Below are 10,556 nucleotides of genomic sequence, written 5' to 3'. Positions count from 1 at the left end.
CTGATGTCATGACCGCCGATACCTCTGAAAAATCACGTCCAGCCCAGGCGGCGGTCGTCCCTCTCGATCAGATCGGCATGGCCGACGTCAGCCGCGGCGCCGCCGTGTTCGACGCTTGGCTGCGCGAGATCAGCGGCGGTTACGTCAACCTCGAACGGCTCAAGGACACCGCCGAGGTGTTGCCGGTGATCGGCAACATCATCGCCCTGGTGGATGCGGTGGGCGATATCGTCACCCTGGCCACGGCCAAGGAGCCCGACCCGTGGGATTGGGTGAGCCTCGGTATCAACCTGATTGGTGTGATCCCTGCGCCGCCGACCATGGCTGCCGCGCGCAAAGGGCTGCGGCCGATGCTGACCCTGGCTCGCCAGGAGGGCAAGGAGATCCTCGGCGACGCGCTGGTCGAGATCATCGTCGGCCACCTCAACGCCGACCTGCTCGGCGAACTGGACACCTTCCTGGTCGACGCCCAGGGCCAGCTCGACAGCATCCTCGGCGATGCTGCCAAGACCGGCGAGAGGCTGATCCTCAACACTGCCGACGCCATCGACGCTATCGTCCTCGGCAAGCTCGACAGCAAGGGCGACCTGGACAAGGCCACGCAGATGGCGCAGAAGGTCAGCGATACCTGGAAGTCCGACCCTGCGGTGGCCTTCGAGAACGCCTTTGGCGCGCTGAGCAATGCCTACTCGGCCATGGGCAAGGGCGCAGCCAACACGCTGCTGAGCAACGCCGTGCCCACCTCGGTGCAAAACGACGTGCTCAAGAGCACCCAGCAGTTCCGCAAGCTCGCGCCGCAGATGAGCGGCAAGCTGATGAGCCTGGCCAATGCGGACAACAAGGACTCGATCAAGAGCCTGCTGGTGATGCTGCATGACAGCAGTACGAAGTGGCACCACCGCAATCCCAAGGCTATGCCTACCGTGGTCAAGCAGAATTCGACTGCTGAGGCCCGGCATCAGTCTTCTGAAGGGCGAAACGAGTCGATCAGGATTCAGGGGCCGGCCGAGCAGGCGGCTAAAGACGAGAAGAACGAGGTCTGTACCAGCACCTGTAATCGCATCAACTTCGCCTTGGGCAGCGAGTCAGTGCACCATACCGACTTCAGGCTGCCCGGCCCGTTTCCGGTCACTTGGACGCGCACATACAACTCACGCCTAGACAAGCTGGACGACGGCATCCTCGGTGCCCGTTGGATCACCGAGTTCACTACCTGCATCGACGTGCTCGACAAGCACATAGAGTTCCACGACTACGATGGTCGCAGCCACGATTACCCGTTGCCCAAACAGGGCAAACCACACCATGACGCAGTGGAAAACTTCACCCTGGTGCGAACTGGTGAGCAGCAACTGGTTTTGCTGCGCGGCCTCGAGCGGCGCGAGACCTATGCCCGTCATGGTGATCGCTTCTATTTGACGCACATTCAACTGCGCAGTGGCGCGGGGGCGATGTTGCACTACGAGCACCGCCATCACGACTGCCCGGTGCTGTCGGACATCAATACTTATGAAGATGACGACCCGAGCAAGGTCCACCTGCAACTCGGCACGCTGCACGATGAGCGCGGGCACTTACAGGGGCTGTGGCAAGTGGTTGACGGCAAACCATTGCGTCAACTATGCGCCTACCACTATGACGACCAAGGTGACCTGACAGCAGCCCAGGACCAGCATGGAGCTGCCTGGCGCTACATGTACCAGAACCACCTGATCACCCGTTACACCGACCGCACTGATCGCGGTATCAATCTCGAGTGGGATGGCAGTGGCCCGCACGCCAAGGCCATTCACGAATGGGCCGACGATGGCAGTTTCGAAACCCGCCTCGCATGGGACCCGAACATCCGCCTGACTTACGTTACTGACGCTCATGGCCAGGAGACTTGGCACTACTACGATCAGCAAGGTTACACCTACCGCATCAAGCACCCGGACGGTAACTCCGAATGGCTGTTCCGTGATGCGTGCAAGAATGTCATTCGTCACGTGCATCCGGACGGTAGTCAGGACCGTTACGTTTACGACTCGCGCAGCAATCGCCTCAAGCACATTCGTGCCGACCACAGCGTGGTGCATTACGCCTACGACGATCAAGACCAGCTGATCAAGATCCGTGATGCCGAGGGCGGGCTGTGGCTGCGCGATTACGACGAGCGCGGCAATCTGGTCGAAGCCACGGATCCGCTGGGCAATAAAACCGAGTTCGCCTACACCCCGACCGGGTTGGTCAAGGCGATCAAGGACTCCATCGGCAACGAGAAGAAACTGGCCTATAACGACGCTGGCCAACTGCTCGAATACACCGACTGCTCCAGCAAGACCAGCCTTTGGAGCTACAACACGCTCGGTCAGTTGATCGAGTTCGCCGATGCCGCCGGTAACAAGACCGCCTACGAGTACAAGGCCGGGCAACTGGCTAGGATCACCCACCCGGACAAGACCGAGGAACGCTTCGAGCGTGATGCTGAGGGCCGTTTGCTGGCTCATGTCGACGCCCTCGACCGCTGTACCACCTGGAAATATGGCGCTGCCGGCCAGCTTGTCGAGCGCGTTGACGCCAACGAGCACACTCTGCGCTACCTTTGGGACAAAGTCGGTCGCTTGACTGGGCTGGAGAACGAGAACGAGAGCAAGGCCAGTTTCCTCTATGACCCCGTTGGGCGAATGCTGCAAGAAACCGGTTTCGATGGCTTAGTCACCCGATACCAGTACGACCCGTATAGCGGCCGCCTGGCGAGCACTCAAGTCGGCCAGCGCCGCATCGAGCTTCGGTTCGATCGTAGAGGACGTCTATCTGAGCGTACTGCTCACCTGCGTGACCAGAGTCAGACTGAGAGCTTTGTCTACGATCGCAACGGCCAACTGATCCAAGCGGTCAACGCCTCCAGTAGGTTGCAGTGGTTCCACGACGAAGCAGGCAACCTGACTCGTGAGCACCAGTACTACCTGGCCACTGACACACCGATGGTCGCGGTGTGGCAGCACGAGTACGACGCCCTTAACCAACGGGTGTCGACTATTCGTCCAGACGGTCACAAGGTCAGCTTGCTGACTTATGGCAGCGGTCATTTGCTGGGGATGACGCTCGACCAGCATGAAATGCTGGCCTATGAACGTGACGATTTGCACCGCGAAGTGGTACGCCACCAGGGCAACAAGCTGATGCAGACCCAGGCGTGGGACCCGGCTGGGCGTTTGCAAGAACAGCTATTGGGCAGTCATGACGGTCAGAGTACTTTGCTCAAGCGGCAATACCGTTACGACGCTGCAGGCCAATTGACCAACATTCACGACAGCCGACGTGGCCCGCTGGAATACCAGTACGACCCGGTTGGCCGTCTGTTGCAGGCCACCAGCCGCCTCGGCGTGGAGACTTTCGCATTCGATCCGGCGGGTAACCTGCTGGATCAGAAAACGCAGGAGCTTAATCGCCCGCTGGAAGCGGATCCGCGTCGCAACAAGCTGATGGACAACCTGCTTCGCGAGTATGCCGGTACCCATTACCGCTACGACGAACGTGGCAACTTGGTGCACCGCCTGAATAACGGCGCACATGCCCACTTCACCTGGGACCTGTTCGACCGGCTAGCCAGTTACAACGATGACAAGCTCAAGGTCGAATACTGCTACGACGCATTGGGGCGCCGTCTGCACAAATACTCGGTGGCGCATTTCTGGGACCGGCCTGAGGCCGGTACCGGCTGGAACCAATTGGAGCGAGCCAAACGCCAACGCGAGCTGGGTTGCGGCTTCACCTTGTTCGGATGGGATGGCGACACTCTGGCCTGGGAAAGCTCGCCACCACGTGATGAGGGCGATACCGGGCGTACCGTGCACTACTTATATGAACCGGGCAGCTTCGTGCCGGTCGCCCAAGCGTTGCGCAAGAGTCCGATCCGCCTGCACAAGCAACCGGACTGGAGCCAGCGGGAGTATGACTTCGATCAAGATCCCTTGTGGCACACCGAGGTGAAACCACAGCCCTTCGACGCAATTGCCTGGTATCAATGTGACCACCTTGGCACGCCGATGGAGCTGACCGATGAGCAGGGCAATGTCGCTTGGGCGGGGCAATATAAGGCGTGGGGTGAAGTCCGCGAGGAGCGTTCGGACTGGGCTAAGCAGCATGGGCTGACTAACCAGATACGCTTCCAGGGTCAGTATCACGATCATGAGACCGGGTTACACTACAACCGAAATCGGTACTACGACCCTAAAACGGGACGATTCATCGGGCTGGACCCAATTCGTTACTCCGGGGGATTGAACCTCTTTGCGTATGCGGCTAACCCTATTGAATGGGTTGACCCACTTGGTTTGGCGAAGAAGCCTCCATCAGCATTTGCAAAAACTGATGGGCAGGGAGTAAGCCCTCAAGTGATGGCGCAAAGCAAGGAGGATGGTGGCCACCGGCGAGGTCAGGATAAGGTTCGCGATGGACTCATTGGGGACGCGGATGATAACAATAATGGCGTCTATACCTGCTGGAGATGTGGCCATAGCTCTACAAATCCGTCCGATATGCACCTTGGTCATACGAATGTCCCCACGTCGAAGGGGGGGAATTTGGCACCATGTAATACCGCGCTGGAGGGGGCGTCTTGTAATCTGAGTGCTGGGAATAGTGGTTATGTGAAAGAAGGAATGTCTTGTGTTGAGAGAGGAAGCTGCGGAGCGCCTTATGGAAGGTAGAGAAGATTTTTGTGTTATTAAGGTGTTTGTTTCGAAAAGAAAAGGCCCAGTCTATGAAGAGCTTCCTGCTCTTCGAAAAGGCGAGCATATCTATGAGCTCTTGTCATCTCCAGGGCTCGCCCTTAATCTTGCAAAGGGGGATCTGATTAGTATTGAAGATCCAGACTCCCCTGCTGTAGTGATAAAAAGAGGGGGTAATTTCTGCATTAATTTGTATGCGGAGCATATTGATGCGGACACGATTTCAAGGCTTGAGGCTGAAGTGAATAATTCGCTGGGTGGTACGCTTGATGGCGTATATCGAGGGAATTTGGCGTTTAGTGTTCCGGCGAGAAGTGGGCGGGATAAAATTAGGGAGGTGTTTAATAAGTTCAAGGAGGAGACAGGCATAGAGTGGTACTATTCGAATATATATAAGAATTTCAATGATCTTGATGATGATACGTTATTGGACTGGTGGCTAGATAGTTAGGCTCATTGCTTTGTGGGGGTGGCAGGCGCGGCTAGTTTGACGGCTGTTAAGAGTTTCTTGTGCGAAAAATTTCGTATGGCAACTGCTTTGTTCAGCTGTAATCGCCATGTCACCAAGAGCCTGCGCATTACGGCCGATTGGTTAGCTAAAGGGACGACAAACTCAAGATCGACTACAGCTACAGCGTCCTAGGGCTCCGTCCGCAAACCATTCGAAAGCACACTTCCGGGGCAGGCCCAAGGCCGATAACAGGTGGAGCCAGTAGAGTACTATTGGACGGTAACTAATGATGCTGCTGTAAAAAATTATGTTTCGGCAGCGCAGTTGCACTGTCAAATATGCTCAAGGCAGCAAGGTGGGCAGGCTTCTGTATTTTCTAAAGTGATGAAGAAAAATGAGCAGCTAAATAATGGAGAATGAACTCAGGGGCAATCCTAGTCATGAGCAAGAGGAAGCATGTAAGCGGTACGGTGTTCCACCGTACGCACCTGAAGAGCGAGTGGCTGTAGCGTTTAATACTCTAAGTGAGTCTCCGATCTACGGTACACGTATTCGAGATGCGAAAGAGGGTGGAGTGAGTTGGTTCTTCTATTGCGGAAATCATTCGGATGCGGATGACTTTTACCAAGCGCTTCACACCCATCATTTAATAGAAGACTTGCCGGAGGTAGTTAAATATTTATATCTTCCAGAAGGCGCTAATTTCATCATCGACAGAAATGGCTATGAAGATGTGTGGTTTGACTAGTTTGCGGCGCAAGTTTGTGGGGCTTTCAGATGGTCTTGAGCGCGCCGTTTCGCAGTGAAGTTGGCTCGATCTTACTCTGCGGAGCACTAGTGTTCTTGAAGCCATGCAGGTCTCGCTGAAGTCTTGAGCCACCTGTATGGCTTTGTCCAAACTCATCCTGCTGTCAGGCTTGACGAGGATGATGGCGTCGGCGGAGTAGTTGATTATATTGCTCGCTATGACCCTCAACCAGCATGAGGTGGTGCGCCACCAGGACAACATGCTGATGCAGACCCAGGCCTGGGATCCGGTCGGGCGTTTGCAGGAACAACTGCTGGGCAGCCATGCCGGCCAGTCCACTCTGCTCAAGCGTCAGTACCGTTACGACGCTGCCAGTCAACTCACCAATATCCATGACACTTGTCGTGGTCAGTTGGAGTATCAATACGACCCAGTCGGTCGTTTGCTGCAGGCGACCAGTCGCCTCGGCGTGGAAACCTTTGACTTCGACCAGGCCGGCAACCTGCTGTATCAGAAAACCCAAGAGCTGAGCCGCCCGCTGGAAGCGGATCCCCACGGACGACAAGCTTGATGTCCATGAGCTTGTGAGAAACAAGGCGCTGAGCAGATGGAGTGTTCAGGCGGTTCATGGATGGACAGCAATCCATCAATTGCACTCACGAGTTACCAAAACGTCAAAGTGCATAGAAATTGACGAGGGAGCATCTAGGGACTAACGGCAAGAATGAATTCGAATTTGTTGCCGATGGTAAGCTCAACAAGAGGTATATGGATGTTTGGCAAGGAGTACTCAGAAAATCAGGTGTAAGCGCGGCTCAAGCTAAGCGAATGCACACACACAGTCAAATACATTTTTGAAGAATATGTGTTGCTGCAACTGATAGGAGAAGAGAATTTTGAGGAAGCTGATATTCAAGCCAGATGCTGTAAGTACTCAGGATCCCCATGTGGGAGGAGGTTGCGCTTTGCCGAATGATTTTGCGTGGCCCAAGGACTCCAAAGGCAAGGCGCTTCTCCATTTAATGACTTTTCCGGCAGGCTGGGTCGAGGAAGACGCGGAGGGCTGGCTGTCATTGTTCACACCTTACGATCAACAGGATACTTATCTTCATTGGGAGGAGCTAACCATTGATGGTGAAAATGAGTCTGTAGTTATATGTCATGATAATTGCGGTCATGTTCGTAATGAGTATGGTGATCTTTCTCCGGCTCGTAAGATTGAGCTTGAAGTTTCTAGTGCTGCGGAAACGGATAAGGATTTTACTTCGCGAGCAGGCGGAGCGATTGCCTGGGTGCAAGACGTAGAGTCTTTGTCAGGTAGCAACTGCCGAATGATGATAAATGGGGATGATATAGATGTTGGCTTTGCTGAAGAGTTAGGCATTTTTTCCGACGGAGTAGTCTATGTTTTTTTGAAGGATAATTTTCAGCTAGATTCCAGGCCTAGCGTGCAGGGAATAATGTCATTCCAGTTCTCCTGATATGGTTGGATTTTGCTAGCCTGGAAGTATTTTGCCTTCAGGTTTTTAAGTATAGGAAGAAGTTCATGGTGTTTTGTTGATTGGTTCAATGTGTTTTTTTGTCGGAAAGTCCAAAAAATGGCACAACTCCTAGCAATGAAAGGCAATACGACCATGTTGAGCGGACTCGAAAGGTGGTGATACGGAAGAGAACGTCCAGGCTCTGTGTAGGAAAGGCAATCGTGGTCTCTCTAATCACCCAAAAGAAAAAACAAGCTATTGAGTCGTATTGGTGTTAGACAATGACTGTGCAGAGAATTTTATGGATTCCTATGAAGAAATAGTTTTTAGCCTCATTTCCGATGAAGATGACTACCCTCCCGTATCAACGGAGGCCATATGGGGAGTAAGAGTCGGGGCTGGCGAATATAAAATTGATAACGTCCCCGCTTATATATATGGCGTTAGCAAGGGTGACGTGGTCAAGGCTGATAAGATAGATGGGGAAACCGTAGCCATTAGCGTCCTGCACCAGGGAGGCCATACCACGCTGAGAGTCTTTGTCGAGGACAAAGACCTTAAGGCACAAGTGATTAAGGAAATCAAAGCCCTCGGTGGGCGTTGCTCGGTGAGCTCGGCCTTCTCGCTTTTCTCTGTAGATCTGCCGCCCGAGGCAAATTTCCAAGCAGTTGACGGTTATCTAGAAGGTCTCGCACAAAGCGGAGCCATTGCCTATGAAGATGCTTGCTTGCAGCATGCGGGTATTGACTCACAGCGGCTGCTGGAAGCGATGAGCCTAGCGACGCTTGGAACACGCCACTGACCACGTCGTTTTTATTGTGAAGGATCAGGCACATTTTTCCGACCATAGTGTGGTGCACCTCAATAGGAGCTTTTAATGTCTAAGACTCGCATCATTGGAACAACGATTGCTGCCATTAAGGATGCTGAGCAGAAACTGAAAATGCAGTTTCCTGAGTCGTTTACAGAGTGGCTTCTATTGAATAATGGAAGGTCGCTTGGCGCACTTGTCATCTTCCCAGTTTTTGATAGTAGAGATCCGCGCAAGACTTGGGAGTCTATAGTTAAAATCTATAGTGGGTCGTGGTCGGAGTGGCTAGAAATTTTTTCTGAAGATGGAAAGAATTTTTCAGGGTTACTGCCGTTTGCGGAATTTGGTACTGGTGATTTTTACTGTTTCAATTATGAAGTCTTGGGTTCCAGTGGCGAACCTGTAGTTGGGATATGGAGTCATGAGGTGGGAGGGTTTGTAAAGGTGGCCGATAGTTTCAATGATTTTATTGGTTCGTCTAAACGACCTGACTAAATTATTTGAGTGGAAAGTCAATCTGGGTGTGACTTATTCATGTCTACTGGCTGAATGTATGCTGGGGCTATGAAGAAGGGTGAGGGATAAACTGAAGGGGAGTTTATATGTGGATTGAGCATGCCTTGAATAAGGAAAAAGTTGTCAATATGTTTGGCGGATTTTTGGATATGACGAGCGCCGAGCTAATGGGGGTGTATGTTCATGAAGAGTATGCGGTGAGGTTTCTGTTTTGTATTAAAGGCATCCCTGAAAAGCATTCTGAGAAATGGGACGGGAAGGGCTATAATTCAATGACCGTTTCGTTGCGTTTTTTTGGGATCAAAAAATTCGAGGCGAATTTGATCAAGATTGGCTTTAGTTGTTGTCCAGAAATTAGAAGTTCGGCTGGGGTGGCTTCCATAAATATTGTTTCTGAAGGAGGGGCGATTTTCTGTGAGTCTGAATTTGTTAGCATTGAGGATATTACTCCTCGAGATGATATAAGGTGGGCTTGATTTCGCGAAAACTGGAGTTGAGATTAATGCATAACCTGTGTTGTGTAAGGGCTTCGGTCGCGACTGTTATTGCTACTATTGAGGCGCGTGGCAAGCTGGTGCATCGCCAGCAGTCTTGTGGAGCCAGATGGGACTGGCCAAGCGCAAGCGCCAACGTGAATTCGGCTACGGCTTCACCCCCTTCGGTTGGGACGGCAAAGCCCTGGCCTAGGAAATCTCACCACTGCGCGACGAGGGGCACTCTCGACGTACCGTGCGCTACGTTTAGGAGCCAGGCAGCTTCGTGCCGGCTGCCCAAGCACTGCACATGAGTCCGATCCGCTAGTGCAAGCAATTGGACTGGAGTTGGGTCGGTAACTAATGCCACCTCTCGTGCTTATGCGTGAAGTATAGGATATTCAAGTGAGGGAGCGATAATGGATGTTGTTAAGCTTTTAGAATTTTTTCTGGAGCGGATGCTTGGCTGGGAAGTTGAGTATAATAAACGCCGTCGCTCTGTCGGATATAAAACAAGTGCTGAGGAGCGGTTCAAGGCTGATATCGAAACAAGAGCTAAGCTTGCAGGTGTTTTCGAAGAATTTCTGAGTTGTAAAGCAAATGAAACTATAGCGCGAAGTCGGCTCGATATGCTAAATACGGCGCGGCCGCCAGAATTCGCTCAGGCAGTAATTGTGGATTCTCAAAAGGAGTCGGGCGGTAGTTTTTTTGTTGAAACTTTTAATGCTAAGGCTTTGGTTCCGTGTCGGCGGTACTGTGTTGTCGTAGAGGATGGGGTGCTTAAAATAAACGCTCTGTACGGCCGTGTCAGTGAGGCGGAAAAGTGGAGTTCAAGAGAATCTATTTGAATTCTGATTTAGCCAAATGTTGTGCCTGGTTTGCATGTGGGTGAGCTTTGTAGATATGGGTTTAATTATTTGGCCACGGGTCGAGAGAGTTTAGCTGGGAATCCCTTGTCGGCGTCATTATTCTGGCAGCCCATAGACAAGACGCCATGCGGGGCGCGCTGGTCACCATCGGGCCGCGCGGCAACGAAGCCAAGCACCACGAGAATTTGCCCAAGTCTGCTGAGCGCTTGATTACAGATTAATTTAAAACGTACAAGGCACAATGAAAGATGAAATCTGTAGAGAAGTTGGTGTGCAGTAAGTTAGAGCGTTTCGTAGAAGGTATCTCGAACAGGGATTCCTCCGTGTTGCAGAGAGAGTTTTCTATAAGCCTCTCTGTGATTGATGAAATATATGAGTCGATTGACGACTATTTTGATCTAGGAACAAAGCTGTCAATTGCGACCTTGGCAGATGCTGGGCATCTCCAGCTTGGAGGGCGGAGTTTGATCGATTTTTACCCTATGAATGATG

The 10,556-nt window shown here is 52.5% G+C and carries 8 protein-coding genes and 2 pseudogenes; all 10 read left to right on the top strand.

Annotated features, from left to right (window positions below; genetic code table 11):
- Positions 1 to 8: 8 nt before the first annotated feature.
- On the top strand, positions 9 to 4,694 hold the full coding sequence (locus tag DM373_RS27665) for an RHS repeat-associated core domain-containing protein (RefSeq protein WP_167409880.1): 4,686 nt from the start codon (positions 9 to 11) through the stop codon (positions 4,692 to 4,694).
- Positions 4,684 to 5,166: a DUF4265 domain-containing protein gene (locus DM373_RS27660; RefSeq protein WP_110996516.1), complete on the top strand. Its 483-nt coding sequence runs from the start codon at positions 4,684 to 4,686 to the stop codon at positions 5,164 to 5,166. Before DM373_RS27665 ends, DM373_RS27660 begins: the two co-directional genes overlap by 11 nt.
- A gap of 409 nt (positions 5,167 to 5,575) precedes the next feature.
- The gene (locus tag DM373_RS27655) at positions 5,576 to 5,914 is read left to right on the top strand and encodes an immunity protein Imm33 domain-containing protein (protein ID WP_110996514.1); all 339 of its coding nucleotides are present in this window, start codon (positions 5,576 to 5,578) and stop codon (positions 5,912 to 5,914) included.
- 208 nt (positions 5,915 to 6,122) lie between these two features.
- A pseudogene (locus tag DM373_RS27650) lies at positions 6,123 to 6,467 on the top strand (RHS repeat domain-containing protein); the annotation flags it as partial.
- 412 nt (positions 6,468 to 6,879) lie between these two features.
- The gene (locus DM373_RS28870) at positions 6,880 to 7,395 is read left to right on the top strand and encodes a hypothetical protein (protein WP_157966899.1); all 516 of its coding nucleotides are present in this window, start codon (positions 6,880 to 6,882) and stop codon (positions 7,393 to 7,395) included.
- 301 nt (positions 7,396 to 7,696) lie between these two features.
- Positions 7,697 to 8,197: a DUF4265 domain-containing protein gene (locus DM373_RS27645; protein ID WP_110996515.1), complete on the top strand. Its 501-nt coding sequence runs from the start codon at positions 7,697 to 7,699 to the stop codon at positions 8,195 to 8,197.
- Between the two features lie 75 nt (positions 8,198 to 8,272).
- Entirely contained in the window at positions 8,273 to 8,701 is a 429-nt protein-coding gene (locus DM373_RS27640) for an SMI1/KNR4 family protein (RefSeq protein ID WP_110996512.1), read from the top strand.
- A 125-nt stretch (positions 8,702 to 8,826) separates the two neighbouring features.
- Positions 8,827 to 9,198 (top strand): Imm50 family immunity protein, encoded by a 372-nt coding sequence (locus DM373_RS27635; protein ID WP_157966898.1) that lies wholly within the window; start codon positions 8,827 to 8,829, stop codon positions 9,196 to 9,198.
- Between the two features lie 416 nt (positions 9,199 to 9,614).
- Entirely contained in the window at positions 9,615 to 10,043 is a 429-nt protein-coding gene (locus DM373_RS27630) for a hypothetical protein (RefSeq protein WP_110996510.1), read from the top strand.
- A gap of 269 nt (positions 10,044 to 10,312) precedes the next feature.
- Positions 10,313 to 10,556 (top strand): annotated as a pseudogene (locus tag DM373_RS29130) (hypothetical protein); the annotation flags it as partial.

This window comes from Pseudomonas sichuanensis, from assembly GCF_003231305.1.
Lineage (GTDB): Bacteria > Pseudomonadota > Gammaproteobacteria > Pseudomonadales > Pseudomonadaceae > Aquipseudomonas > Aquipseudomonas sichuanensis.
This window is presented reverse-complemented; position numbering and strand designations above follow the sequence as displayed.

Bases quoted from the DNA above. Each gene is read 5' to 3' on its own strand.
- DM373_RS27665 (WP_167409880.1), top strand. From the start codon at position 9: ATGACCGCCGATACCTCTGAAAAATCACGTCCAGCCCAGGCGGCGGTC.
- DM373_RS27660 (WP_110996516.1), top strand. From the start codon at position 4,684: ATGGAAGGTAGAGAAGATTTTTGTGTTATTAAGGTGTTTGTTTCGAAA.
- DM373_RS27655 (WP_110996514.1), top strand. From the start codon at position 5,576: ATGGAGAATGAACTCAGGGGCAATCCTAGTCATGAGCAAGAGGAAGCA.
- DM373_RS27645 (WP_110996515.1), top strand. From the start codon at position 7,697: ATGGATTCCTATGAAGAAATAGTTTTTAGCCTCATTTCCGATGAAGAT.
- DM373_RS27640 (WP_110996512.1), top strand. From the start codon at position 8,273: ATGTCTAAGACTCGCATCATTGGAACAACGATTGCTGCCATTAAGGAT.
- DM373_RS27630 (WP_110996510.1), top strand. From the start codon at position 9,615: ATGGATGTTGTTAAGCTTTTAGAATTTTTTCTGGAGCGGATGCTTGGC.